At 60.5% G+C, this 24625-nt stretch carries 24 protein-coding genes; 13 read left to right on the forward strand and 11 right to left on the reverse strand.

The genetic code is table 11. The features are described from left to right. The coding region (locus NTD80_RS17650) for a DUF6531 domain-containing protein (protein ID WP_262134430.1) at positions 1 to 1593 on the reverse strand (1593 nt) is incomplete at its 3' end. A gap of 374 nt (positions 1594 to 1967) precedes the next feature. Beyond that, on the reverse strand, positions 1968 to 2600 hold the full coding sequence (gene ycaC, locus NTD80_RS17655; protein ID WP_065909998.1) for an isochorismate family cysteine hydrolase YcaC: 633 nt from the start codon (positions 2598 to 2600) through the stop codon (positions 1968 to 1970). 370 nt (positions 2601 to 2970) lie between these two features. On the opposite strand from ycaC, the gene NTD80_RS17660 reads away from it, so the two are divergent. The 8 genes from NTD80_RS17660 to NTD80_RS17695 all read left to right on the forward strand — a co-directional run bounded on the left by NTD80_RS17660 (position 2971) and on the right by NTD80_RS17695 (position 9056). Then, positions 2971 to 3552, forward strand: coding sequence for a YjfI family protein (locus NTD80_RS17660; RefSeq protein ID WP_262134431.1), 582 nt, complete (start codon positions 2971 to 2973; stop codon positions 3550 to 3552). A gap of 17 nt (positions 3553 to 3569) precedes the next feature. Further along, on the forward strand, positions 3570 to 4268 hold the full coding sequence (locus NTD80_RS17665) for a PspA/IM30 family protein (RefSeq protein ID WP_106802520.1): 699 nt from the start codon (positions 3570 to 3572) through the stop codon (positions 4266 to 4268). A 116-nt stretch (positions 4269 to 4384) separates the two neighbouring features. Then, positions 4385 to 4945 (forward strand): rhomboid family intramembrane serine protease, encoded by a 561-nt coding sequence (locus NTD80_RS17670; protein ID WP_262134432.1) that lies wholly within the window; start codon positions 4385 to 4387, stop codon positions 4943 to 4945. A gap of 72 nt (positions 4946 to 5017) precedes the next feature. Next, a complete protein-coding gene (locus NTD80_RS17675; RefSeq protein WP_106802522.1) occupies positions 5018 to 6052 on the forward strand; it encodes an ion channel in 1035 nt (344 codons plus the stop codon). Next, positions 6039 to 6713, forward strand: coding sequence for a YjfK family protein (locus NTD80_RS17680; protein WP_262134433.1), 675 nt, complete (start codon positions 6039 to 6041; stop codon positions 6711 to 6713). The genes NTD80_RS17675 and NTD80_RS17680 overlap by 14 nt, the downstream gene beginning before the upstream one ends. A gap of 15 nt (positions 6714 to 6728) precedes the next feature. Then, positions 6729 to 7157: a DUF350 domain-containing protein gene (locus NTD80_RS17685; RefSeq protein WP_065910015.1), complete on the forward strand. Its 429-nt coding sequence runs from the start codon at positions 6729 to 6731 to the stop codon at positions 7155 to 7157. Positions 7158 to 7175: 18 nt separating this feature from the next. Further along, positions 7176 to 7886, forward strand: a complete 711-nt coding sequence (locus NTD80_RS17690) for a DUF1190 domain-containing protein (protein ID WP_065910018.1) — start codon at positions 7176 to 7178, stop codon at positions 7884 to 7886. A 12-nt stretch (positions 7887 to 7898) separates the two neighbouring features. Continuing rightward, complete coding sequence (locus NTD80_RS17695; protein WP_201145967.1) at positions 7899 to 9056, forward strand: glutathionylspermidine synthase family protein; 1158 nt, start codon at positions 7899 to 7901, stop codon at positions 9054 to 9056. Positions 9057 to 9357: 301 nt separating this feature from the next. On the opposite strand, the gene NTD80_RS17700 is transcribed toward NTD80_RS17695, so the two are convergent. The 9 genes from NTD80_RS17700 to NTD80_RS17740 all read right to left on the reverse strand — a co-directional run bounded on the left by NTD80_RS17700 (position 9358) and on the right by NTD80_RS17740 (position 18798). After that, positions 9358 to 10128 carry a helix-turn-helix transcriptional regulator gene (locus NTD80_RS17700; protein WP_262134434.1) on the reverse strand — a complete coding sequence of 257 codons (771 nt, stop codon included), beginning with the start codon at positions 10126 to 10128 and terminating at the stop codon, positions 9358 to 9360. Between the two features lie 213 nt (positions 10129 to 10341). Continuing rightward, positions 10342 to 10869 (reverse strand): inorganic diphosphatase, encoded by a 528-nt coding sequence (gene ppa / locus NTD80_RS17705; protein WP_003219382.1) that lies wholly within the window; start codon positions 10867 to 10869, stop codon positions 10342 to 10344. Between the two features lie 109 nt (positions 10870 to 10978). Beyond that, positions 10979 to 11794 (reverse strand): zinc-dependent peptidase, encoded by an 816-nt coding sequence (locus tag NTD80_RS17710; RefSeq protein ID WP_262134435.1) that lies wholly within the window; start codon positions 11792 to 11794, stop codon positions 10979 to 10981. A 6-nt stretch (positions 11795 to 11800) separates the two neighbouring features. After that, positions 11801 to 12457 (reverse strand): DedA family protein, encoded by a 657-nt coding sequence (locus NTD80_RS17715; RefSeq protein WP_065910026.1) that lies wholly within the window; start codon positions 12455 to 12457, stop codon positions 11801 to 11803. Between the two features lie 325 nt (positions 12458 to 12782). Continuing rightward, entirely contained in the window at positions 12783 to 13241 is a 459-nt protein-coding gene (locus NTD80_RS17720) for a GNAT family N-acetyltransferase (protein WP_065910028.1), read from the reverse strand. A gap of 92 nt (positions 13242 to 13333) precedes the next feature. Further along, positions 13334 to 14167, reverse strand: a complete 834-nt coding sequence (eutC, locus tag NTD80_RS17725) for an ethanolamine ammonia-lyase subunit EutC (protein ID WP_106802526.1) — start codon at positions 14165 to 14167, stop codon at positions 13334 to 13336. Continuing rightward, positions 14164 to 15558: an ethanolamine ammonia-lyase subunit EutB gene (locus NTD80_RS17730; protein ID WP_262134436.1), complete on the reverse strand. Its 1395-nt coding sequence runs from the start codon at positions 15556 to 15558 to the stop codon at positions 14164 to 14166. The genes eutC and NTD80_RS17730 overlap by 4 nt, the downstream gene beginning before the upstream one ends. Before the next feature lie 65 nt (positions 15559 to 15623). After that, positions 15624 to 17072 (reverse strand): ethanolamine permease, encoded by a 1449-nt coding sequence (eat, locus tag NTD80_RS17735; protein ID WP_065910034.1) that lies wholly within the window; start codon positions 17070 to 17072, stop codon positions 15624 to 15626. Between the two features lie 205 nt (positions 17073 to 17277). Then, on the reverse strand, positions 17278 to 18798 hold the full coding sequence (locus NTD80_RS17740) for an aldehyde dehydrogenase family protein (RefSeq protein WP_065910036.1): 1521 nt from the start codon (positions 18796 to 18798) through the stop codon (positions 17278 to 17280). A gap of 272 nt (positions 18799 to 19070) precedes the next feature. Between NTD80_RS17740 and NTD80_RS17745 the strand changes: the two genes are divergently transcribed. From NTD80_RS17745 to NTD80_RS17765, 5 genes are all read left to right on the forward strand, one after another. Beyond that, positions 19071 to 20960, forward strand: a complete 1890-nt coding sequence (locus tag NTD80_RS17745) for a sigma-54-dependent Fis family transcriptional regulator (RefSeq protein WP_262134438.1) — start codon at positions 19071 to 19073, stop codon at positions 20958 to 20960. Positions 20961 to 21159: 199 nt separating this feature from the next. Beyond that, on the forward strand, positions 21160 to 22218 hold the full coding sequence (locus tag NTD80_RS17750) for a hypothetical protein (protein WP_262134439.1): 1059 nt from the start codon (positions 21160 to 21162) through the stop codon (positions 22216 to 22218). A 116-nt stretch (positions 22219 to 22334) separates the two neighbouring features. Beyond that, entirely contained in the window at positions 22335 to 23684 is a 1350-nt protein-coding gene (gene mpl / locus NTD80_RS17755; protein WP_262134440.1) for a UDP-N-acetylmuramate:L-alanyl-gamma-D-glutamyl-meso-diaminopimelate ligase, read from the forward strand. After that, positions 23681 to 24310 carry a flavin prenyltransferase UbiX gene (ubiX, locus tag NTD80_RS17760; protein ID WP_065910043.1) on the forward strand — a complete coding sequence of 210 codons (630 nt, stop codon included), beginning with the start codon at positions 23681 to 23683 and terminating at the stop codon, positions 24308 to 24310. Before mpl ends, ubiX begins: the two co-directional genes overlap by 4 nt. Next, a complete protein-coding gene (locus NTD80_RS17765) occupies positions 24303 to 24587 on the forward strand; it encodes a YceK/YidQ family lipoprotein (protein WP_262134442.1) in 285 nt (94 codons plus the stop codon). Before ubiX ends, NTD80_RS17765 begins: the two co-directional genes overlap by 8 nt. Positions 24588 to 24625: the final 38 nt, after the last annotated feature.

Genomic DNA, 24625 nt, shown 5'->3' on the forward strand with positions numbered 1-24625 from the left:
CCGGGCAATGCGCAGCCGGTTGTCATACGCATCACTGATCGAGATCAGCACCCCGTCGCGAAAGTGATAGAACCGTGATGTCTGGGCCAGCACCAGTTCGTCCGGCGAAGACCCTAAATAGATCGCGGCTTCGGCCAAACTATTGGTGATGGCAGGCCGAGCAACAGTCGGCAGTGGAAACTCAATCGAGCGGTTCTCATGGTCCGTCCACACGACGGAATCGCCTGAAACAGAAAGCCGATGCGCCAGCGAATGACTCCAGCCAAACCCCAACCCGCCATCCACTTCCACCGCGCTGGTGCGGTACAAGCGGCTCCACTCAAACGGCAAGACTCCATCCAACGTGCCATCGGTGAGAGTGAGCAATTCCTCGCCCGTGACCATCGAGACCGGGCAGCCATTGGTGGCGGTCTTATCCGCAGGCGCCGCCGAGTCTCCGTTTGGATTCTTGCCAGCGGCAGGCACATCATCCACAGGCTCTTTTTGCTTCAGTACCGCGTTCTGCCGCGCCCGCCAGCGCATCTGCAGCGTGCCTTGCTTCACCCCGCCGACCACGCCGCGAACCGCTACCGCCTTGTAGCGATCCACCGCCCGCATGAATTTCGTCAGAATCTCCAGCACGCTCTGAACAAAACCTACAGCCGCCTTAACAATCTGTGCGCCATACCTGGCCAGCCGCAGGCTCAAATACGCCACAGCCGCCGCCGGCAATGCGATGGTCAGCACCGCGCCAATCACCAGGTCAATCAGCAGCGACACCACAAACCCAGCGGCCACTTGCGCAATCTCACTGGGCGGCAATGCGTCCAACCAGATCATCGCCGTGCGCACCAGCAGGAACAGCGCCGCCTCATCACTGGCGAGCAACATCGCCTGTTCCATGACCTTGGGCGCATCGGTGGCGATTTGTGCGAGCTTGGCCGCTTCATCCCCCAGCTGTTCGACGTACTTCAACGGGTCTGCAAGCATCGCCTGCACCAGCTGGATGCTGTCCCACACGTCCCGGATTGCCGCCCAACTGCCTGCCAGCACGCCGCTGCCAATCGCAGTGGCCGTGGATTGCTGCCAATGCGGCTTGAAGCCTTGCCACTGTGCGCGAAGCCACCGCTCCAGGTCCGCCATCAGCCCGGCGTAGGAGGCGAAGAGCGCATCCACCTGCTCCTCGGAAACTGCGCCCTGTACCCGCACCTGATAGCGCCCGCCCGCGGCGCAGTGGTGTGAGCCCTTGCCATGCTCATCCAGCATGACCCGCGTGGAACTGCCGTCATCCAGCCCGATCACCTCGACCGGAATGTCGCCAATCGGCACGTCATACACCGAGTCGAATTTGCTCTCTATCTTCAGCTCGCCGCCCAATGGGCACACGGCAACACTGCCGATAAAGTTCGGGTCGCTCATGCTCACGGTTGTCTGCGAGTCACCGACGCGCAGCACCCGATCCATCCCCAGCAACGACGGCATATCCGCCGCATGGCTCATCGAATCCAGCGCCTGCGAATACCAGGCGCCCATCTGCTGGCGATAAGTCACCAGGCTCTGATGAAAGCCATCCAGCTCATGTTCGATAGAAGCAATGTGGGAAGCGTTGGTCATCCGTGACGTCTCGGCAGAGGGCAAGGCGTCGGAGTCTGCCGCAGTAAAAAGCGGCTGGATGAACGGCGGGGAAAATCAGAAAGGGCTTACTACTGAAGCGTAAAAGTCAGCGCTAACTCGCAGCCGATTGCTACCTCCAATGGCGACCTTGCTCATTGACGAACAGTGCCCGCGGCTTCTTTTTAGCGGGGTTTCAAATTCCACCCGCTGCGTCTGCATTCTTTGCAGCGCGGCAATTGGCGTGGACAGCACTCGCTTATCGCGGGCGATGGCAAGTGCCGTGAGGGCGCAGCGCGTATAGGTGAGAGTCAAGGCGTGCCTGAAACAACAAAAGCCTGCTTTTCAGGGCAGGCTTGTCGCGAATCTCGGCTGACTTACTGCTGATGAGCCGTCAGCGCCGCATAACCATTCATCAAGTTGCGATAGTTCGGAATACGCTGCGACAACAGATTCCCCAGGCCTTCAATGTCGTTGCGCCAGTCGCCCTGCAACTCACACGCTACCGAGAACCAATTCATCAGCTGTGCACCGGCCTGTGTCATCCGGCTCCATGCGGCCTGCTGCACTGTGGTGTTGAAGGTGCCGGACGCATCCGTCACCACGAACACCTCGAACCCTTCCGCCAGCGCCGACAAGGTCGGGAACGCTACGCACACATCCGTGACCACGCCGGCGATGATGATCTGCTTGCGGCCGGTGGCCTTGATTGCCTTGACGAAGTCTTCGTTGTCCCACGCGTTGATCTGACCAGGGCGGGCGATATACGGCGCGTCCGGGAACATCGCTTTCAACTCTGGCACCAGCGGGCCATTGGGGCCTTGTTCGAAGCTGGTGGTGAGGATGGTCGGCAGGTTGAAGAACTTCGCCAGGTCGGCCAGGGCCAGCACGTTGTTCTTGAACTCGTTGGGCGAGAAGTCCTGGACCAGGGAGATCAGGCCGGTCTGGTGGTCGACCAGCAGTACGATGGCGTCGTCTTTGTTCAAGCGGTTGTAGGTTGCAGTGCTCATGGTTGAATCCTTTTTTGTTTAGGTTGGTTGGGCGTTGCGTTCAACATGGGCACAGATTAATGGGTGGGCTGTGGGGGATAAATCGGCTGGGACAGGTAATACCGTCAACTCAGAAGAGACAATTGTCGGGCCGGCAAGAGGACATGTCTTTTTAGTGACATGAAAATGTAAGGAGAAAAATCTCACGCGTGAGCTATTGAGTACGTCAGAAATAGCCTGTAGATTTTCTCACGCGTGAGTTTTTTACACCGAGGTCAGTACCATGAAAAGCAGCTCTCCATCGAACCCGCCCGCCGGGCTCGATTCCGATCCAGCAAGCCTTCAGGGAGAGCGCTTGAAGCCGTCTGCGAAAAAACCATCGAGCTTTTACATGAAGCAGATGCGCGCAGGCCTGGCGGCCGCCGGCTACGTGAAACACGAAACTTGGGTGCTTCCCGAAAACCGAAGCCTGCTCAAGCAGATGGAGAAACAGCTTCGCCAGCCGATTCTGGCTGGCTCAATCATGTCGGAGAATTTCATGAGCGCAGGTACCAACTGGAATATCGATCGCCTCTTCACAGCCTTCCAGGCCCTGGATGAAGTGGTCTCCAACGACATTACGCTTTCTCTCGTTCAAGGCTCCGAGTCCAGCATCAAGCTGGAAATGAACGACTTCGGTGGCTTGCCGATTTACATCGCGGTGGTGGGCGAGCAGATCATCGTGGATACCGTGCTGGTCGATGTCGAGTCCATCAATGACGTCGCGAAGTTCAATGACGCGGTGTTGCGCAGCCGGGAAATGTTCCCGCTGTCCTCGATCGGTATCGAGTCCATGCCGAACGGGCAGGTGGTCTACAACATGTTCGGCGCGTTGAGCTCCGACTCCAGCCTGACCAATATCGTGACCGAGGCGAAAACCCTCGTCGACAACGTGCAACGCGCCAGCGAAGCCTTCGAACGTTTCTTCAATTAAGTATTCGGGAGTATCCAATGACTCAGTCCATCTGGAGCAAACTGTTCACCGCGCTGCGTGGCGGTGCCAGCGAAGTCGGCGAATCGATCGTCGACCAACAGGCCCTGCGCATCCTCGATCAGGAAATTCGCGATGCCGACACCGCGCTGGCCAACGCCAAGCGTGAGCTGGTCAGCATCATGGCCAAGCACAAATTGGCGACCGATCGCGTCAGCGAGTACGACGCCAAGATCAAGGATCTGGAAGCCAAGGCGGTTGCGGCCCTGCAGGCCAATCGTGAAGACCTCGCCCTGGAAGTGGCCGAAGCGATTTCGACCCTGACCAACGAGCGGGAAGTAGAGCACAAGCAGGCCACCGAGTTCGGCGGCTACGCGGACAGCATGCGCAAGGACATCACCAAGGCCGAAAGCCGGATCAAGAGCCTGCGCCAGCAGGTGGACATGGCCAAGGCTCGCGAAAGCGTGCAGAAGGCCCAGGTCAGCGCGTCCATCGCCAGCGGTGGTGCCAACGGCAAGCTGGAGACTGCCGTGGGTACGCTGAATCGTCTGCAGGCCAAGCAGCAGCAACGTGCTGCTGAACTGCAAGCCCAGGATGAACTGGCCGAAGCGTCGACCGGTACCGACCTGGAGCGCAAGCTGCGCGAAGCCGGGATCACGCCGGACGAAGGCAGCGCCAATGCGATACTGGAGCGTCTGAAGCAGAAGTCGGCCGAGTAAGCGAAGGGCGAACACTGTAGCTGTGGCGGGGGAGCAAGCTCTCTCGCCACAGCTGCAGGGCTCTTTCTTAACGGACTGGCTTTATAGGCTCTGCCCTTTTTTACGTTGAGGTCTGGATGGACGCCCTGAAGGGTTTCAAGACAATCGCCGGGCTGGCGCTGTTCATGGTCGCGCTGCAACTGCTCAATGTGGCGACCGGTTACAGCCTCATGGCGTTCGGGCTGGTCCCGAGAACGCTGCAGGGGTTGTTCGGCATCCTCGCCTCACCGTTTTTGCACGGGTCTTTCGCCCACCTCAGCGCGAACCTGATTGCCTTTTTGATCCTGGGCACGTTGGTGATTATCGAAGGGCTCCACCGGTTCGTCAGCGTCAGCGCGATCATCATCCTGCTGGGCGGCTCGCTGGTCTGGCTGTTCGGTTTTGCGGGCGTGCATGTGGGGGCCAGCGGTTGGGTATTCGGGTTGTGGGCCTACCTGTTGTCTCGCGCCTGGTTTCACCGAAGCTGGAGCAACCTGTTAACGGCGGGTGTCGTGGCGGTGCTGTATGGCGGGCTGGTCCTGGGCTTCCTGCCTCGTCAGGGCATCTCCTTCGAAGGGCATCTGTTTGGTGCATTCGCCGGATTTATTGCAGCCAGGGTACTTCTCTCCAAACCACGCAGCAGGTTTAATGCCGGCTGAGCGCACTTGAGCATCCAGATGTCGAGGCGATGACGTCATCAGGAATCAAGTACCCAGGGAGTCAGGGACGAAATGTCGATTTTTCTTCTGTTGCGCCTGTACGCCTCGTCCCTCTTTCACCGCTTCGGTTGGGCAGGCCTGGTCATTGCCCTGGGCGTCCACCTGAGCACGGCTTACCTGGGCCTGGTGTATCTGGGCGAACAACATCTCACCGCTCCCGCCACATTTGTTTACTTCTATCTCACCACCACGCTGACCGTCGGCTATGGCGATCTTGCGCCGCAGACTTCGGCGGGGCGCGTGTTCGTGGCGACCTGGGTCATGCTCGGCGGTATTGCGCTGCTGACAGCAGCCATCGGCAAAACCACCAGCAGTGTCATCGATGCATGGAGAAAAGGCATGAAGGGCAAAGGCGATTTCACCGGCAAGGTCGGCCATACCGTGCTTATTGGCTGGGAAGGCGCGTCCAGTGAACGGGTCATTGAGTTGTTGCTGCAAGACGAAACCTCGAACGACAACCTGATCGTCATCTGCGACTGCACCCTCGACGAAAACCCGATGCCGGGCAAAGCAGCGTTCATCCGCGGTGACAGCCTGTCCTCCACCGCGCTGTTGCAGCGTGCCGGTGTGCCCGGTGCCGAGCGTGTGCTGGTGCGAACCCCGTCCGACGACCTGACGCTGGCCACCGTGCTGGCGGTGAATCAATTGAACCCTGTCGGGCATGTGGTCGCGCACTTCAATGAAAGTGAGATTGCCGCACTGGCCAGCTCCTACGCACCCAGCCTGGAATGCACGTCGAGCATGGCCATCGAGATGCTGGTGCGCGCTTCCCAGGATCCGGGCTCGTCGGTGGTCATTAATGAACTGCTGTGCGTGGGGCAGGGCGCCACCCAATACCTGATGAAATTGCCTTCGACCTTCGAAGCCACCTTCGGCGACCTGTACACGCGGATGAAAGAACATCACAACGCCACCCTCATTGGCTATCGCGCCAAAGGCGCCCAGCAACCGTCGATCAACCCGCCGAGCGCCACGCGCGTTGAAGGCGGCGAACTCTTCTACATTGCCTCCACCCGCCTCAAGGAAATCTCCAATGGGATGGTTTAAACAGTTGATGGGGCTTGAGGCCCCGAACGCGAACCCACAGTCGAACCGGCCCGCCGCCGAAGCCCTGCCGACCATCGGTCCGCTGGGCCTGGCTCCAGGCAAAGGGGTGATGTTCGACACTACCCTGAAGTTGTTGCTCGACGGGCATACCTCGGTGGTGATCCCCGGCACCCAGGAAATCTGGAGTAACGGCACCGTCGACCTCGGGCAGTCGACCTGGCTGTCGCGCTATTACATGAACGACGAAGATTACTGGCTGCAGGTGCACACCACAGGCGACATCGCCGGGCAGGTCGAGTCAGTGATCCTGTTCAACTACCTCAGCTACGTCACCATCAGCAGCGAAGCCGAACTGCGCCGGCTGGCGGGGCCCCAGAGCCTGATCGGGTTGCCGACCTACACCCACAACGGCGTCGAATACACGCGGGTATGGGGCAGCGAGGAGGGCCAGACCGAGCTGGTGGCAATGAGCGAGCAAGTGATAAACCCCGAGAATTCCTACAGCGTCGAACACCGCTCAATGCTATACGCCCGTGACACAGGCCTGACCGATCGACGCGAGTTCCTGCTGTTTTCCGTCGAAGAAGACGCGGAAGGCACCGTCAGCCTGAGCACCTCGCTGGGCATTTCGCTGTACACAACCGACTTGAATGCGCTCTAAAAAAGGAAGCAGTCCATGCTAGAAGCTCTCTCCATTTCCCTGAACAAAGCCGCCGTGCTCGGGTTTGTCACCTACATCCTCGGTGCGGCCGTCCTGTTCATGCTGTTCCAGTTCATCTACACCCGTGTGACCCCGCACAAGGAGTTCGAGCTGATCCGTGCGGGTAACGTGTCCGCGGCGGTCGCCCTGGGCGGCGCCATCGTCGGTTTCGCCATTCCGGCCAGCAACGTGATTGCCTACTCGATCAGCATCCTCGACTTCGTCGTCTGGGCGGTGATCGCCGCCGTCGTCCAGTTGTTGGCGTTCCTGCTGACCAGCCTGGTGCTCAAAGGCACGTCCGAGCGCATCAAGAACGGCGAACTCGCGGCCGGCATCTATGTGGCCGCCGTGGCCATCAGCGTCGGCATGTTGAATGCCGCGTGCATGACGCCTACCCAGAACTGATCGCGCACGGAGCTCCCGATGAAACGAAGCAAGTACGTCCAGCTGTCGCTGGCAGCGTCGGTCGCCATGGCGATATCCGGCTGCGGCCCGACGGAAAAAACCTACGATTTGCAGAAGAAGTACAACTTCCAGTCCGTTCAGCAGTGCGCCGATGAAAAACTTCCGGTGGACGTCTGCTCGGACGCCTACATGACGGCCATGGCCGAGCATCGCCGCATTGCGCCGGTGTACGACAATCAGGCCGATTGCGATGCCGATTTTGTCGCCGACTGGTGCCAGCAGGACTCCACCGGCAAATTCATCCCCAGGCTCGGCGGTTTCGAGCTGACCGCCGAAGGGCAGGTGACGCAATCCCAGGTCGACGCAGCCAATGCCCAAGTGGCCGGTTCCCAGGCGAACAGTGGCGGCTCGGGTTTCTCCACCAGCAGCCTGCTGACCGGGCTGTTGATCGGCAACATGCTGAGCAACAATCGCAACAGCTACCGCTCCGAGCCGGTGTACCGCTATCGCGATGATCGCGGCGACTACGCCTCCTCGACGCTCAATCAGCGCGTCTCGAAGGGCGCCACGTTTGGCCGCTCGAACCAGGCCCGCTACGGCAGCAGCAATTACACCAACACGCTGCGCTCCTCCAGCAAGTCGAGCTCCGTGGCCTCGGCCACCTCCCGTGGCGGCTTCGGCAGCAAGGCCAGCGCGCGCAGCGGCTGGGGCGGCGGGTCGAGCAGTTAAGGAAGACGGGCCATGAAGAAGATCCCTTGCGCAGAGCGCCATGACTGGAAACAGACCGCCGACAGCCTCGGCTTTCTGTTCCATACCATCGACGACGAACCCTACTGGGACGAGAGCGCGTACTATCAGTTCACGCTCCAGCAAATCGAGCGCGACCTCGAAGACCCGACCACCGAGATCCATGACATGTGCATGGACCTCGTCGCCCGCGTGGTCCACAGCGAAGAACTGCTCGAACGCCTGAGCATTCCCGCGCCCTTCTACGACATGATCCGCACCTCATGGCTGGAAGGCCACCCGCACCTGTACGGGCGCATGGACTTCTCCTACAACGGCACCGGCCCCGCCAAGTTGCTCGAGCTCAACTACGACACCCCGACCAGCCTCTACGAAGCCGCGGCGTTCCAATGGGGCTGGCTGGAACAATGCATTGAACGCGGCCTGCTGCCCAAACACGCCGACCAGTTCAACAGCATCGACACCAAACTGCACCAGGCCTTCGCCCAACTGCAGGTCAACCAGCCGTTCTACTTCGCCTCGATGAAGGACTCGGTCGAAGACAAAGGCACCACCGATTACCTGCGCCTGGTCGCGGAGAAGGTCGGCATCGAATCACGCCATATCGACATCGAAGACATCGGCCTGACCAGCGATGGCCGCTTCGTCGATCTCGAAGATCGCTGGATTCCCCACCTGTTCAAACTGCACGCCTGGGAGTTCATCTTCCACGAACCCTTTGGTTCGGCGATTGCCCAGAGTGATACGCAGTTTTTCGAGCCGGCCTGGAAATCGATTATTTCCAACAAAGGCATCCTGCCGCTGTTGTGGGAATTCAACCAAGGTCACCCGAATTTGCTCGCGGCCCATCTGGATACAGAGCCAGGTAAAGCTGTGCCGAAGGGCTGGGTGCGCAAGCCGTTCTTCTCACGGGAAGGGGCGAACATCGAGTTGCAGACGGCTGATGGGCTGATTGTGAAAGAGGACGGCCCCTACACGGATGCGCCGTTTATCCTTCAGGAGTTCGCACCGCTGCCACGGTTTGGGGACAGCTATACGCTGATTGGGTCCTGGGTAATTGGGGATCAAGCCGCCGGCATCGGCGTGCGGGAAGACAACAGTTTGATCACCAAGGATTCAAGTCGGTTCTTGCCGCATTTGATATTGGATTGAGGCTGGAGCTTGAAGAGCCAGCAGGGCTGATCGGTTTCATTTGCAGGCCGTTTCCGAGAGAATCCCAACCGCATTGCGCCAGCGGGAGTGCAGGCGTTAAAAAGCCGGCTTGTGGCCGGCTTCTCGGGGACTGCCTCAGCTTGTTTTTGACAAACCTCACCAGCCTTCAAATCGCTCAGCCAACATCGAGTCTGGCTGAATAGTAGGGGCATCCGCGGGAACTCCTCCGCTTCGCCAGGCAAGGTGGATAGCGCAAAGCCACCCCCTGCCAAATGTGCGGCGCATGATACCCACATTCACTTCAAATGCCCACCTCCGGATCCGATTTAGAGCCTTCCCAGCCCAGCAGGTGTTCGTCCAGCGGCACCGGTCGGCGGTTGTTCAGGGTGGACCACCAGAACACCCAGCCCACGATGGTGAAGTTCTGCTCGAACCGCTGTTCGTGTGTGAGGTATTCGTCCGGGTGTTCGCTGGCGTTGTGGCTGCGCATGCGCAAGCCACCCCCGGGTCGGTTGTAGAGGTATTTGATGCGCAGCATGCCGTCGTGTTCGACCGCGTAGATTTCGCCATCGATGATTTGGGTGCGGCCTTTGTCGATGGCGAGGGTGGCGCCTTGCTGGATGATGTCGATCATGCTGTTGTCGACCATGTAGGCGCCCAGCGCGCGGTCGGCGTTGACGTTGAGGGCTTGCAGGGTCTGCAGTGAGATACGGATGCATTCGGTGGAGGTGAATGAAGTGTGGAGGGCGATCTCCACGTCGATTTTTTCCGGGCGGCAGGCGGAGCCTGTGAGGTATTTTCCGGTTTCTTCGCGGGCAGGGAGTCCTTTCCTGGCGTCCGGGCCTTCCAGCAGGAAGTTGGCCGGTGGGTGTTTGGGGCCTTCGCCGGTGCGTAGCCAACGGCTGGAGATGCACAGCAGTTCTGCGATCTCGTTGAGTCGGCCCATGGGTACACCGCGTTTGAACCAGTTGTTCACGTGTTGAGGCGTGACACCACGGTTCTTGGCGAAGTCGGAGGCGGAAAGATGAACTTCCCGCAGTAGCGCTTTTAAGCGATCACCTGATGTATTCATAAACGCAAGTTTACTGGTCGGAAAAACAGATCAAATAAACTATGCGTTGACTGGCGAGCGTAGGTTTTTACTTAGTTGTAGTCTGATACTTCTGATGGTTAATTAACTTAAACAGCGTTTATAAAGTGTTCAACTTGGGGTTTAATTTTTCCCACAAAAAAAGCCCCGAATAATCGGGGCTTTTTCAATTGCCGAGGCAATGAGGAGTCGGTATCAGCCTTTGTAGGCAGCGACCGACTTCAGGATCTCGGCGCGGGCGGCGTCTGCGTTGCCCCAACCGTCGATCTTCACCCATTTGCCTTTTTCGAGGTCTTTGTAGTTCTCGAAGAAGTGTTTGATCTGCTCCAGCAACAGCGGTGGCAGGTCGGTGTATTCCTTCACGTCCACATACAGCTGGGACAGCTTGTCGTGGGGTACTGCGATAACTTTGGCATCGCCGCCGCCATCGTCGGTCATGTTCAGGATACCGACTGGACGGGCGCGGATAACCGAACCTGGGGTCACTGGGTAAGGGGTGACCACCAGTACGTCGAGCGGGTCACCGTCGTCGGCCAGGGTGTTAGGGATAAAACCGTAGTTGGCCGGGTAGAACATCGGGGTGGCCATGAAACGGTCAACGAACAGGCAGTCGCTGTCTTTGTCGATTTCGTATTTGATCGGCGCGTGGTTGGCCGGAATCTCGATGGCGACGTAGATGTCGTTCGGCAGGTCTTTGCCAGCCGGAATCTTGCTGTAGCTCATTGGGCGTTGCCCCCGTTAATTGGCCAAGAAACTTGGCCGGATTGGCCTAAAAGTGGCGGCGATTATAGGCATATTCCGCCGCCGATGCCATGCGCCAGACGTCGTACGGTTATTCGCCCTGCGGCTGATAGCGTGGGTCGCTGGCTTGCAGTTGGACGAGGCGGGCCAGCGGATCCTGGCGGTAAAAGCGGCTGAGTTGGGCGTACACCTGTGGATAACTGTTGACCAGTAAATCCGGGGCGCTGAAGAAATATTCGCTGGTGACCGCGAAGAATTCCGCCGGGTTCTCGGCGGCATAGGGGTCGATGTCGGTCTCGACGTCCGGGTTGGCGTCCAGTTGACGGTTGAGGTCATCAAAGGCGCTCTGCATCACGCTGGCCCATTCCTGCACGCGCATGTCGTGATGCAGCGGCGGCAGGCCGTTGGCATCGCCGTTGAGCATGTCGAGCTTGTGCGCCAGCTCGTGGATCACCAGGTTGTAGCCTTCCCACTGACCGCTGGCCAGCACGCCGGGCCAGGCGAGGATGACCGGGCCTTGCTGCCAGGCTTCGCCGCTGTGTTCGCCGTCCCACTCGTGTTCGATGCCACTGCTGTCGCGATGGCGCTGGGGGCTGACGAAGTCGTCGGGGTACAGCACGATCTCATGGAAGCCCTGATACCAGTCGAGATCGCCGAGGTTCATCAGCGGCAGTTGCGCCTGGGCGGCGAGCAGCAGGCGTTGTTCCTGGTGCAGCTCGACGCCGGGCAGGGCGGTCAGGTGTTTTTCGGCGAGGAACACCACGCAGGCTTCGCGCAGCCATTGGTCCTGCTCGGCGCTGAGGCCGTCGAGGAAGGTCAGGTGGTGGCGCACCCGCTGCCAGGTGTCATCGGCAATCGGGTGCTTGGCCAGCAGGCGCCGGCGGCGCCAGGCGCTGAGGGACCACATTGCCGGTCAGTGCGGCTTGGCTTCGGAGGACGCGCGGCCAAAACGGCTGCGGAATACACCAATGATCATCGGCACCAGCGACAGCAGAATGATGAACACCACCAGCAGCGACAGGTTTTTCTTGATGAACGGCACATTGCCGAAGAAGTAGCCCAAGGTCACCAGGCCGCCGACCCAGAGGATGGTGCCCAGTACGCTGAAACCGAAGAAACGTGCGTAAGGCATCTTCGCGATGCCGGCGACGAACGGTGCGAAGGTGCGCAGGATCGGCAGGAAGCGCGCCAGCGTCACGGTCTTGCCGCCATGGCGATCATAGAAGTCGTGGGTTTTCTGCAGGTAGTCGCGGCGGAAGATTTTCGAGTTCGGGTTGTTGAACAAGCGTTCGCCGACCGTTCGCCCAATCACGTAATTGGTGCTGTCGCCGAGAATCGCTGCGAGCATCAGCAGGCCGCCCAGCAATACCGGGTCCATGCCGCCGCCTGCCGCCACGGCACCCGCGATAAACAGCAACGAATCACCCGGCAGGAATGGCATGACCACCAGGCCGGTTTCGCAAAAAATCACCAGAAACAGAATGGCGTAGATCCACGGACCGTAATTGGTTACCAGCAGGTCGAGGTAGACGTCGAGATGCAGGATAAGGTCAAGCGGGTTGAAATCCATGGATGGCACCTGTGTGAATGGCCCGACTCAGCAGGCCTGTGCGGAAGCTCGGGTAAGTAAGGCTACAAGTGTATGCCGCATTTCTTACAACCCTGAAAGGTCCGCATTATACGGATTGAGCTGTGAAAAGCCTGTTGGTTTTGTAGCGGGGGATGTCGCACAGAGGCTGGGTTACGGTCTGAATGTTATCGAATGTCCGATTGTCGCCGCTGGCCTTTGTGGGAGCTGGCTTGCCTGCGATGCAGGCACCTCGGTGTTTCAGTGAGATTGAGGTGATGCCATCGCCGGTAAGCCCGCTCCTACAGGGGATTTGTGGGGTTTGGGGTCAATCTTCGCTGATCGGCAATGTGTAGTTCTTGAACTCGGTATCCTCGCGAAACCCGATCGACTCGTAGGTCTTCTGCGCCACTTCGTTGTCACTGCTGGTCGACACCCGCAACCGCACGGCCTGCGTTTCCTTGGCCATTTTCTTCGCGGTGCGCATCAAGTTGTCCGCCACCAGTTGGCGACGAGCGTCCTCGGCGACGTAGATGTCATTCAGGATCCATACGCGCTTGAGCGACAGTGATGAAAAGCTTGGATACAGCTGGCAAAACCCAAGCAATTTCTTGTCGTCATCATCGGCGAGGGCCAGGTAAATCACTGACTCCTTGCGGCGCAGGCGTTTTTCGAGGAAGGCGCGCGAGGAATCCGGGAAGGGCAGGGCCCCATAAAACTCGCGGTATTTGACGAACAACGGGGTCAACAGGTCCAGGTGTTCCAGGGTCGCTTGAGTGATCCGCATGCCAGGCCTCAACTTCCAAATGGGGTATGACCACACACGCGGCCGTAACTCGATGCTGCCTAAAGGCGTGAAAAAGCGCAATCGTGCCGGTATCAGTCCGTGGGCGGGCTGAGTAGGAAATTGCCTTTCATCAGGTCAGGGTCATCGGATTCAATGGTCTGAACCTGCGCCTCATCCTTCAGATTGACCCCCGACAGCTGCCGGCGACACGCTTCTCGCATCAAGTACAGCAGGCGATGGGCCGCCATGCCATAACTCAACCCTTCCAGGCGCACATTGGAGATGCAGTTGCGATAGGCATCGGTGAGACCGACCTTGGGGTTGTAGGTGAAATACAGGCCCAGGCTGTCCGGCGAACTGAGCCCCGGCCGCTCGCCGATCAGGATCACCACCATCTTCGCACCGAGCAATTGCCCGATCTCATCTGCCACCGCCACGCGGCCCTGTTCCACCAGAATCACCGGTGACAGTGACCAGCCTTCGGCGTGGGTCTGTTCCTCCATGCGTGTAAGAAACGGCAGGGTATGTTTATGCACCGCCAGTGCCGACAGGCCGTCGGCTACCACGATTGCCAAGTCGACGCCGCCGGGGTTGGCCGATGCATGATCGCGCAGCAACTGGGCCGACTCGTCACTCAAGCGCCGACCCAGGTCCGGGCGTTGCAGGTACGTATGACGGTCAACCGCGGCGCTGTGCAGCAACAGGCTGTCACGTCCGCGCTCGGCCAGTTGGCTGCTGAGGCCGCCATGGTCGAACGGCAGGTGCACCGCGTCCCGCGCCTGGGCGTGGGCAAACTGGAAGTCCAGTTGTGCGCCGGTGGGAATGCTCGTGCCAGTGCGGCCGAGGGCAATGCGCGCCGGCGTCAGGCGGCGCAGTTCGAGCCAGGGGTTGTCAGGCAGGTCGAGTTGCACGGGCGGCTCCTTCATCCCAGTTGCGCCAGGGCGTGGCGAAACGCCGGTGGCAGGCTGTTGCCGAAATGCACCTTGCCGTCGGCTTGCGTGAAGATGCCCATTTTCGCCAGCCACTGCTCAAACTCCGGCGCCGGCTTTAAACCCAATGTTTGCCGGGCATAGAGGGCGTCGTGGAAGGAGGTGGTCTGGTAGTTGAGCATGATGTCGTCGGAGCCGGGGATGCCCATGATGAAGTTGATCCCGGCCACGCCCAGCAGGGTCAGCAGGGTGTCCATGTCATCCTGGTCGGCTTCGGCATGGTTGGTGTAGCAGATGTCGCAGCCCATCGGCACGCCGAGCAGCTTGCCGCAGAAGTGATCTTCGAGGCCGGCGCGGATGATCTGCTTACCGTTGTACAGGTACTCCGGACCGATAAATCCTACGACCGTATTCACCAGAAATGGCTTGAAATGCCGGGCCACGGCGTAGGCACGCGTCTCGCAGGTTTGCTGGTCGACGCCAAAGTGCGCGTTGGCCGACAAGGCGCTGCCCTGGCCGGTTTCGAAATACATCAGGTTCTGCCCGAGGGTGCCGCGATTCAGGCTCAAGCCGGCGTCGTAACCTTCCTGCAGCACGCTCAGGCTGATGCCGAAACTGGCGTTGGCCGCTTCGGTGCCGGCAATCGATTGGAACACCAGGTCCAGCGGCACGCCCCGGTTGATGGCTTCGATGGAAGTGGTGACGTGGGTCAGCACGCAAGCCTGGGTCGGGATTTCGTAGCGCTGGATGATCGCGTCGAGCATCTCGAGCATGGCGCAGATCGAGGCGATGCTGTCGGTGGCCGGGTTGATGCCGATCATGGCGTCGCCGTTGCCGTAGAGCAGGCCGTCGAGGATGCTCGCGGCAATGCCGGCCGGTTCATCCGTGGGATGGTTGGGCTGCAGCCGCGTCGACAGGCGTCCGCGCAGGCCCATGGTGCCGCGAAACTGGGTGACCACGCGGATCTTCTGCGCCACCAGCACCAAGTCCTGCACGCGCATGATTTTGGAAACGGCAGCGGCCATTTCCGGGGTCAGCCCCGGCGCTAGGGCGCGCAGGCTTTGTTCATCGGCGGCGTCGCTGAGCAGCCAGTCGCGCAGGCCGCCGACGGTCAGGTGACTGACCGCGGCAAACGCTGGTTTATCGTGGGTGTCGATGACCAGCCGGGTGACTTCGTCGCTCTCATAGGGGATCAGCACCTCTTCGAGGAAGTGCTTCAGCGGGATATTCGCCAGCGCCATTTGCGCCGCGACACGTTCGCCGTCGTTCTGCGCGGCGACGCCGGCGAGAAAGTCCCCGGAGCGCGCAGGGCTGGCCTTGGCCATCACGTCCTTGAGGCTGTCGAAGCGGTAGGTCTGTGCACCCACCGCGTGGGAAAAGCTTGCCATACAGTGTCTCCTGGATGACGCGGGCCCGATGTGAGAATCGAACCTGCATCGAGGTTTTACGGCTATCAGTGCAAGGCGGCCTCTGCGGCCTGGATCGCCGCGAATTCCTCTTCGGGCGTGCCTGCTACCAAGTGATGCCGGCTGTAGAAAGCAAAGTAAGCAATTAATACTCCATAGATGATCGCCGCGCCAATCACCACCCGAGGATCCACCAGAAAGCCCGCCACGACGGCCACACAGGCCAGTACCAGGGCAATGCCGGAGGTGAAGATGCCGCCGGGCGTGCGGTACGGACGGTCCATTTTGGGGCGACGGATGCGCAAGGTGATGTGCGCGGCCATCATCAGCACGTAGGAAATGGTCGCGCCGAACACCGCCACCAGGATCAGCAAGTCGCCCTGGCCGGTCAGCGACAGGCCGAAACCGATGATCCCGGGGATCACCAGCGCCAGCACGGGGGCCTTGCTCTTGTTGGTCTGTGACAGCTTGCGCGGCAGGTAGCCGGCGCGAGACAAGGCGAAGATCTGCCGTGAATAGGCGTAGATAATCGAGAAAAAGCTGGCGATCAGCCCAGCCAGGCCGACCAGGTTGACGAAGCTGCCCATCCAGGTCGAACCGCCGTACGACAGCGCCAGCGCCTCGACCAGCGGGTTGCCGGATTTGACCAGCGCATAGGTGCCGGCGCCGCCCGGGGCAATCACCAGGATCAACAAGGCAAAACTGGTCAGCACCACAATGGCGCCGATCAGGCCGCGGGGCAGGTCGCGCTTGGGGTTCTTGGTTTCTTCGGCGGCCAGTGGCACGCCTTCCACCGCGAGGAAAAACCAGATGGCATAGGGGATCGCGGCCCACACGCCGACGTAGCCGAACGGCAGGAAGGTGCTGGCACCCTTGGCCTCCGTGACCGGGATGTCCAGCAGGTTGGCGACATTGAAGTGCGGCACCATCGACACCAGGAACACGCCGAGGGCAATCGCGGCGATGGCGGTAATCACAAACATCAACTTCAAGGCTTCCCCGACACCAAAAATGTGGATGCCGATAAAGATGATGTAGAACGCCAGGTAAATCATCCAGCCGCCGATGCCGAACAGCGACTCGCAATAAGCGCCGATAAACACCGCGATGGCAGCGGGGGCAATCGCGTATTCAATGAGGATGGCGGTGCCCGTGAGGAACCCGCCCCAGGGGCCGAAGGCGCTGCGCGCAAAGCCGTAGCCGCCGCCGGCGGTAGGAATCATGGATGACAATTCGGCCAGGGAAAAACACATGCACAAGTACATGGTGGCCATCAGCAATGTGGCGAGAAACATGCCGCCCCAGCCACCCTGGGCCAGGCCGAAGTTCCAGCCGGCGTAATCGCCGGAGATTACATAGGCAACGCCAAGGCCGACCAGCAGGACCCAGCCGGCAGCGCCTTTTTTAAGTTCGCGTTGTTGGAAGTATTGGGAGTCGACTTTTTCGAAGTCGACGGAAGACCCGGACGCCGGAGCGCTATTCGGTTCGCTAGGCATGATGGAATCCCTTTCTTATTGTTTTTTCCCGGCTTACTTAAGTAAGCCGAATGAGTAGCAAGGTTTTGTGAAGATTAAGTGTGGGAGCGGGCTTGCTCGCGAATGCGGTGTGTCAGTCACTGAGTCTTAGGCTGACCCACCGCATTCGCGAGCAAGCCCGCTCCCACATTTTTATTGCATTTCAAACGTGGGAGCGGGTTGTCGGTTAGAAGAAGCCCAGTGGATTGATGTCGTAGCTCACCAGCAGGTTTTTGGTCTGCTGATAGTGGTCGAGCATCATCTTGTGGGTCTCACGGCCCACACCGGATTTCTTGTAGCCGCCGAACGCGGCATGCGCCGGGTACAGGTGATAGCAGTTGGTCCACACGCGGCCGGCCTTGATCGCGCGGCCCATGCGGTAGGCGCGGTTGATGTCGCGGGTCCACACGCCGGCGCCCAGGCCGAACTCGGTGTCGTTGGCGATGGCGAGGGCTTCGGCTTCGTCCTTGAAGGTGGTGATGCTCACTACCGGGCCGAAGATTTCTTCTTGGAACACGCGCATTTCGTTGGTGCCCTTGAGCAGGGTCGGCTGGATGTAATACCCGCCGGCCATGTCGCCGGTGAGCTGCTCGACCTTGCCGCCGGTCAACAGTTGCGCGCCTTCGCCCTTGGCGATTTCCAGGTAGGAAAGGATTTTGTCGAACTGCTGCTCGGAGGCCTGGGCGCCGACCATGGTGTCGGTGTCCAGCGGATCGCCACGCTTGATCTGCTCGATCTTTTTCATCACCACTTTCATGAAGTCGTCGTAGATCGACTCTTCCACCAGCGCGCGCGAGGGGCAGGTGCACACTTCGCCTTGGTTGAAGAACGCCAGCACCAGGCCTTCAGCGGCTTTTTCGATAAAAGTCGGCTCGGCTTTCATGATGTCCGCAAAGAAGATGTTCGGCGACTTGCCGCCCAGCTCCACGGTGGACGGAATGATGTTCTCCGCCGCCGCATGCATGATGTGCGAACCCACAGGGGTGGAGCCGGTGAAGGCGATCTTGGCGATGCGCTTGCTGGTGGCCAGGGCCTCGCCAGCTTCCTTGCCAAAGCCGTGCACCACGTTCAGTACGCCCGGCGGCAGCAGGTCGCCGATGACTTCGAGCAACACGTTGATGCCCAGCGGGGTTTGCTCGGCAGGCTTGAGCACTACGCAGTTACCGGCGGCCAGGGCCGGGGCGAGTTTCCACGCGGCCATCAGCAGCGGGAAGTTCCACGGGATGATCTGGCCGACCACGCCGAGTGGCTCGTGGAAGTGGTATGACGCGGTGTGTTCGTTGATTTCGGCGCTGGTGCCTTCCTGGGCGCGGATGCAGCCGGCGAAGTAGCGGAAATGGTCGGCGGCCAGCGGGATGTCGGCGTTGAGGGTTTCACGCACGGCCTTGCCGTTGTCCCAGGTTTCGGTGATGGCCAGCAGTTCGAGGTTCTGTTCGATGCGGTCGGCGATTTTCAGCAGCACCAGCGAGCGGTCCTGGGCCGAAGTCTTGCCCCAGGCGTCGGCGGCGGCGTGGGCGGCGTCGAGGGCCTTGTCGATGTCTTTGGCAGTGGAGCGCGGGAATTCGGCGATGGGCTTGCCGTTGACCGGCGAGGTGTTGGTGAAATAGTTGCCATCGACCGGCGCAACGAATTCGCCACCAATGTAGTTGCCGTACTTGGCCTTGAACGAAACGATCGCGCCTTCGGTACCGGGGTGTGCGTAACGCATGGTGGATTCTCCTGGCTTTTATGTTTATTGGAGTACAGCGCGCAAAAGCGCTTGATTAAGCGTAGAGCAAAGGTTGGGCCAGTGCTTTGTGGGCCAGGTAAATCAAGGGCCTGGGGTTTGTTGCAAGGCGTTGCTGTGACACCTTCGGTACAGCCTGGGTGACAGTTTGTGCCATCAGCGGTACAACCGGTGACCGACGGGTCGCCCCGGGATTGCATTGGCCGGATGCCTGGGGGATGCTGGTTGTTCTCACGCAGGGAGAATAATAAGAAATGCACAACGATCATTTCAGTCGCCATGCCCAGCAAGTCCTCACCGTGGCCCATGGCCGCGATCCGTCCAGCGACCCGTCCATCGCCCGCTCCTGGCTGCGGTGCCTGGAGGACTACCACCTCGACCCTGCGCAAACCATCGCCCCCACCGTACTCGAGCATGGCCGCCTGCTGGAAAGCCGCGAGCGCCTCCAACAGGTATTACAGATCGCGGGCAGCGAGATGAACAGCCTGCACCAGCAGCTCTCGGGTGCCGGCCATGCCGTGCTGCTGACGGATGCGCGTGGCGTGATCCTCAACTGTGTCACCGCGCCGTCCGAGCGCAGGATCTTCGAGCGCGCCGGGTTGTGGCTGGGCGCCGATTGGAGTGAGGCCTGCGAAGGCACCAATGGCATCGGCACCTGCCTGGTGGAGCGCCAATCCCTGACGATTCACCGTGATGAGCATTTTCGAGGCCGGCATACCGGGCTGACCTGTTCGGCGAGCCCGGTGTTCGACCCCCACGGTGAGCTGTTGGCCGTGCTGGATGTGTCCTCGGCCCGCGAAGCCGTCTCGCGCCAGAGCCAGTTCCACACCATGGCGCTGGTCAACCTGTCGGCGAAGATGATCGAGAGTTGCTACTTCCTGCGTCACTTTGAACACCATTGGTTGCTGCGCTTTCACCTGCAGGCCGAATCCGTGGGCCTGTTCAGTGAAGGGTTGCTGGCATTCGATGGCGAAGGGCGCATCTGTGCGGTCAACCAGAGTGCGCTGAACCTGCTGGGGCAGGGGCGCGGTGGTCTGCTGGGGCAGCCGGTGGAGGCGTTTTTCGAGTGTTCCCTGGATCAACTGCTCGGTCGCGCCAGCGCCAATGCCACCGCCAGTTGGCCCTTGCGCACGCGGGATGGTCGGCACCTGTTCGCCGCCCTGCGTGGGCAAGCGCGCAGCCAGCCCGCGCCGTTGCTCAAGCCGGAACCTGCGCGGCCGCGCCTGCCCGGTATCTACCTGGGCGACCCGGCGCTGCAGAATGATTTTCGCAAGGCATTGCGGGTATTCGAGCGCGACGTGCCCTTGCTGATCAACGGCGAAACCGGTTCCGGCAAAGAGGCGTTCGCCAAGGCGGTGCATCAGGCCAGCCAGCGCGCCGACGAGGCTTTTGTGGCCCTCAACTGTGCTGCCATCCCGGAAAGCCTGATCGAAAGCGAGCTGTTCGGCTATCGCGGCGGCAGCTTCACCGGCGCGCGCAAGGAGGGTATGCAGGGCAAGCTGCAACAGGCTGACGGCGGTACGCTGTTCCTCGATGAAATCGGTGACATGCCGCTGGCATTGCAGACCCGTCTATTACGCGTGCTGGAGGACCGCATGGTGGTGCCCCTCGGCGGTGAGCCGCAGGCGGTGAACGTCAGGATTATCAGCGCAACTCACCGTGACTTGCTCGGGCGCGTGCAGGACGGCAGTTTCCGCGAAGACTTGTACTACCGGCTCAATGGCCTGGAAGTCGCATTGCCGCCGTTGCGCGAGCGCAGCGACCGGCCTCAGTTGCTCGACTTCCTATTGGCTGAGGAATCAGCGGGCCAATCGGTCAGCCTCGAACCCGCCGCGCGCCAGGCACTGCTGACGTTCGCCTGGCCCGGCAACGTTCGGCAAATGCGCACGGTATTGCGCACGCTGGTCGCCCTTTGTGATGACGGGCGTGTGGGGCTGGTGGACTTGCCCGCGTTGCTGCGCCAGGCGCCTGCGCACAAGGTCACCGAGTTGCCACTCGATGATGCCGAGCGCCAGACCTTGCTGGCGGCGCTAGAGCGCCAGCACTGGCACATGAGCCAAACTGCCGAGCACTTGGGGGTAAGCCGCAATACTCTGTACCGCAAGTTGCGCAAACATCGGATTACGCGGTTGGCCGGGGTATAAGTTCGGTGTTTTTCGACGGTTCTTGTAGGGAGGATGTTCTGCAGTTATCAGTCATTAAGTCCCTTTATTGTTAAGTTGGAATAACCCGTTCAAATTGTATTGGGTTGCTCTGACAGGAACTGTTCAGTGCCATGGGGTTACTCAACTTGGGTAGCGCCAAGTGAACTTTCAAACAATAAAAACTTAATGGGTGTCCCTAATGAAAATTGCACCGCCTGCTGTTTCTTTCATTCCTTCACAGCCCGTATCGATAGAAGAGCCGCCCGCGCGAACCTTGGAGCAACACGCCGACGCTGCCGATCAGCCCTTGATGCGCAGCAAGAGGGCGATAAAGGGTTTTTCCTGGTTCGGACGAAGGCCTTCAGCGCCACCCTCCCTGCCGTCGCCTGGCAGCATTGCGCCTGCGCCCATCCCCCGGCCGCCGACACCCGCGCCCAAGCCTTTGCCCAAGCCCGGCCCCTCCGTGAAACCGGGCCAACCGCTGTCGGTGGACAAGTTCAAGGAGGCCGGGCAGGCGATCGTGCATGCCAACAAAATCAAGGTGAGTGACGAATTGCTCATGACTCAGCTGCGCAAGCAGGCGCCGATCAGTGTTGCCGAGGCCGCCAAGCGAGTGATCGACGCCAATAGCCTGGTCAAGGCCGGCGTTATATCCACAGGCCCCAATGCCAGCCGCGTTGCCCGTGACGCGTTCATCAGTGCGGGGATCACCGGCTTGGTCAGTGCGCCGATCAACGTCGCGGCCTACGCAGGCTCTGTCGCTTCGGGGGAGTCCATCAAGTCGAGCTATGCGCCCGGCGTGCTACCGCCACCGTTTTTGCCGGGGGCGGCCAGCCCACCGAAGGCCACAGGCGGTTCTGCGCCCGTGCAATCGACCCCGTCATCGGCAGATCCGATCAGTGCACAGTTGGATGAGGTTGAAATGAAATTGCTGGGCATGGCCACGACGGTCATGTTCACGCTCGGGGATACAAGCCGTGTATTTACCAAGGATGACACTTGGCCGACTGATAATGTCGGGCGCCTGGGTAATCTCGAGAAGTTGCTCGGTGTATCGGAACAACACCTGAAAAAAGCCTCGCGGCAGAACGGTCTGGTGTTCAAACCCTATAAGCCCGGGTCGCCCATCCCCACTGAACCGAAAGATCGCCTCGACCTGATGGAAAAGAAGTTTGCGTGCATGACCGAGGCTTATGAAAAGTTGCGGTTCCTGGCCGCGATGAAAGACAGTCAAAATAAAGCCGAAGCCAGCGCCTGAACACAGCCCGGGCCGAGTGTAGTACCCAGGTGCTCTTCGCTCGGCCTTTGGCCGTATAAAAGGTGCGATTTCGCCCTCCCTGCGCTAACCTGCCTCGATGTTTTACGAGGTCGACTATGCACATTCATATTCTGGGTATCTGCGGTACGTTCATGGGGTCAATGGCGGTATTGGCCAAAGAGCTGGGCCATCACGTCACGGGCTCCGACGCCAATGTCTACCCGCCCATGAGCACGCAACTCGAGGCCCAGGGCATTGCGCTGACCCAAGGCTACGACCCGGCGCAATTCGACCCGGTACCGGATTTGGTGGTGATCGGCAACGCCATGGTGCGCGGTAACCCAGCGGTCGAGTACGTGTTGAACAAAGGTCTGCCTTACGTCTCCGGCCCGCAGTGGCTGGCTGATCACGTGCTGCAGGGTCGCTGGGTGTTGGCTGTCGCCGGCACCCACGGCAAGACCACCACCAGCAGCATGCTCGCCTGGGTCCTGGAGCACGCAGGCATGAGCCCGGGCTTCCTGATCGGCGGTGTGCCGCAGAATTTCTCGGTATCGGCGCGCCTGGGGGATACCCCGTTCTTCGTGATCGAGGCTGACGAATACGACAGCGCCTTCTTCGACAAGCGCTCCAAGTTCGTCCACTACCGCCCGCGTACGGCGATCCTCAATAACCTTGAGTTCGATCACGCGGACATCTTCCCCGACCTGCCGGCCATCGAGCGCCAGTTCCACCATTTGGTGCGCACCATTCCGAGCGAAGGCCTGGTGATCCACCCGACCACCGAGCCGGCGCTGCAACGTGTGATCGACATGGGCTGCTGGACCCCGGTGCAAACCACCGGTGCGGGCGGGCAGTGGCAAGTCAAATTGCTCAGCGAAGACGGTTCGCGCTTTGAAGTGCTGTTTGAAGGCGAAGCCCAGGGCATTGTTGAGTGGGACATGACGGGCCAGCATAACGTCGCCAACGCCCTGGTGACCCTGGCGGCTGCGCGGCATGTCGGCGTCGTGCCGTCCATGGGCATTGCCGCGTTGAGCGCCTTCAAAAGCGTGAAGCGCCGCATGGAGAAGGTCGCCGACGTGAATGGGATTACCATCTACGACGACTTTGCCCACCATCCAACGGCCATTGCCACCACGCTGGACGGCCTGCGCAAGCGCGTCGGCGATGCCCCGATCATTGCGATTGTGGAGCCGCGTTCCAACTCCATGAAGCTCGGCGCACACCGTGACGGCTTGCCGGAAAGCGTCAACGATGCCGACGAGGTGGTCTGGTACGCCCCCGCCAACCTCGGCTGGGACCTGCCGGCGATTGCCGCGCTGTGCACAGTGCCATCCACCGTCTGTGACTCCATCGACGGCATCATCGAACACGTCAAGCATCAGGCCAAGCCGGGCACCCACGTGGTGGTCATGAGCAACGGCGGTTTCGGCGGCCTGCATGGCAAGCTTGCCGAGGCGCTGAAATGAGTGGCCCGGAACGCGTCACCCTGGCGATGACCGGTGCATCCGGCGCGCCCTATGGCCTGCGCCTGCTGGACTGCCTGGTGCGCGAGGACCGTGAGGTGCACTTCCTGATCTCCAAGGCCGCGCAATTGGTGTTGGCCACCGAGACTGATGTCGCGTTGCCCGCCAAGGTGCAGATGATGCAGGCGTTCCTCACCGAGTACACCGGTGCGGCGGCGGGGCAGATCAAGGTTTACGGCAAGGAAGACTGGATGTCGCCGGTGGCCTCGGGCTCCGGCGCGCCGGCGGCGATGGTGGTAGTGCCGTGTTCCACCGGGACCTTGTCGGCAATTGCCACGGGCGCCTGCAACAACCTGATCGAGCGCGCGGCGGACGTGACCCTGAAGGAGCGTCGCCAATTGATCCTGGTGCCGCGTGAAGCGCCGTATTCGAGCATTCACCTGGAGCACATGCTCAAGCTGTCGAACATGGGCGTGACCATCCTGCCGGCGTCGCCGGGCTTTTATCACCAGCCACAGACCATCGATGACCTGGTGGACTTTGTAGTCGCGCGGATTCTCAACCTGCTGAACATCCCTCAGGACATGCTGCCGCGCTGGGGCGAGCACCATTTGAGCAGCGATGAATAAGGCACTGTTGGTGATAGTGGCGTTGCAATTGGCGGGCTGCGCCACCGCACGCACGCTGGACGCTGCGCAGCCCGGCGCGCCGGTGGTGTATGCCGGCACGCGCCTGGATTTGTATGCGATCAACGGCGGCTGCTGCGCCAAGGACCGCTTCGGTGCCGAAGCGCCGAGCTATCCGCACGTCGACCTGCCGGCCAGTGCGCTGCTCGATACCTTGTTGTTGCCACTGTCGGTGTTGACGGTGCTTGGGGTTGGGTTTAACGCCACAGGCGGTCTCTAAGCTGGATGTTAAAGACACCACAAAGCCAATGTGGGAGC

The sequence above is a fragment of the Pseudomonas sp. 13B_2.1_Bac1 genome (assembly GCF_025466155.1).
Lineage (GTDB): Bacteria > Pseudomonadota > Gammaproteobacteria > Pseudomonadales > Pseudomonadaceae > Aquipseudomonas > Aquipseudomonas aylmerensis.

Coding starts and splice junctions, on each gene's coding strand:
- NTD80_RS17745 (WP_262134438.1), top strand. CDS start 19,071: ATGCACAACGATCATTTCAGTCGCCATGCCCAGCAAGTCCTCACCGTG.
- ubiX (WP_065910043.1), top strand. CDS start 23,681: ATGAGTGGCCCGGAACGCGTCACCCTGGCGATGACCGGTGCATCCGGC.
- NTD80_RS17720 (WP_065910028.1), bottom strand. CDS start 13,241: ATGCGGATCACTCAAGCGACCCTGGAACACCTGGACCTGTTGACCCCG.
- NTD80_RS17710 (WP_262134435.1), bottom strand. CDS start 11,794: ATGTGGTCCCTCAGCGCCTGGCGCCGCCGGCGCCTGCTGGCCAAGCAC.
- NTD80_RS17730 (WP_262134436.1), bottom strand. CDS start 15,558: ATGGCAAGCTTTTCCCACGCGGTGGGTGCACAGACCTACCGCTTCGAC.
- NTD80_RS17750 (WP_262134439.1), top strand. CDS start 21,160: ATGAAAATTGCACCGCCTGCTGTTTCTTTCATTCCTTCACAGCCCGTA.
- NTD80_RS17700 (WP_262134434.1), bottom strand. CDS start 10,128: ATGAATACATCAGGTGATCGCTTAAAAGCGCTACTGCGGGAAGTTCAT.
- NTD80_RS17680 (WP_262134433.1), top strand. CDS start 6,039: ATGGGATGGTTTAAACAGTTGATGGGGCTTGAGGCCCCGAACGCGAAC.
- NTD80_RS17665 (WP_106802520.1), top strand. CDS start 3,570: ATGACTCAGTCCATCTGGAGCAAACTGTTCACCGCGCTGCGTGGCGGT.
- ppa (WP_003219382.1), bottom strand. CDS start 10,869: ATGAGCTACAGCAAGATTCCGGCTGGCAAAGACCTGCCGAACGACATC.
- NTD80_RS17685 (WP_065910015.1), top strand. CDS start 6,729: ATGCTAGAAGCTCTCTCCATTTCCCTGAACAAAGCCGCCGTGCTCGGG.
- NTD80_RS17715 (WP_065910026.1), bottom strand. CDS start 12,457: ATGGATTTCAACCCGCTTGACCTTATCCTGCATCTCGACGTCTACCTC.
- mpl (WP_262134440.1), top strand. CDS start 22,335: ATGCACATTCATATTCTGGGTATCTGCGGTACGTTCATGGGGTCAATG.
- ycaC (WP_065909998.1), bottom strand. CDS start 2,600: ATGAGCACTGCAACCTACAACCGCTTGAACAAAGACGACGCCATCGTA.
- NTD80_RS17660 (WP_262134431.1), top strand. CDS start 2,971: ATGAAGCAGATGCGCGCAGGCCTGGCGGCCGCCGGCTACGTGAAACAC.
- NTD80_RS17670 (WP_262134432.1), top strand. CDS start 4,385: ATGGACGCCCTGAAGGGTTTCAAGACAATCGCCGGGCTGGCGCTGTTC.
- NTD80_RS17675 (WP_106802522.1), top strand. CDS start 5,018: ATGTCGATTTTTCTTCTGTTGCGCCTGTACGCCTCGTCCCTCTTTCAC.
- NTD80_RS17690 (WP_065910018.1), top strand. CDS start 7,176: ATGAAACGAAGCAAGTACGTCCAGCTGTCGCTGGCAGCGTCGGTCGCC.
- NTD80_RS17695 (WP_201145967.1), top strand. CDS start 7,899: ATGAAGAAGATCCCTTGCGCAGAGCGCCATGACTGGAAACAGACCGCC.
- eat (WP_065910034.1), bottom strand. CDS start 17,072: ATGCCTAGCGAACCGAATAGCGCTCCGGCGTCCGGGTCTTCCGTCGAC.
- NTD80_RS17765 (WP_262134442.1), top strand. CDS start 24,303: ATGAATAAGGCACTGTTGGTGATAGTGGCGTTGCAATTGGCGGGCTGC.
- eutC (WP_106802526.1), bottom strand. CDS start 14,167: ATGAAGGAGCCGCCCGTGCAACTCGACCTGCCTGACAACCCCTGGCTC.
- NTD80_RS17740 (WP_065910036.1), bottom strand. CDS start 18,798: ATGCGTTACGCACACCCCGGTACCGAAGGCGCGATCGTTTCGTTCAAG.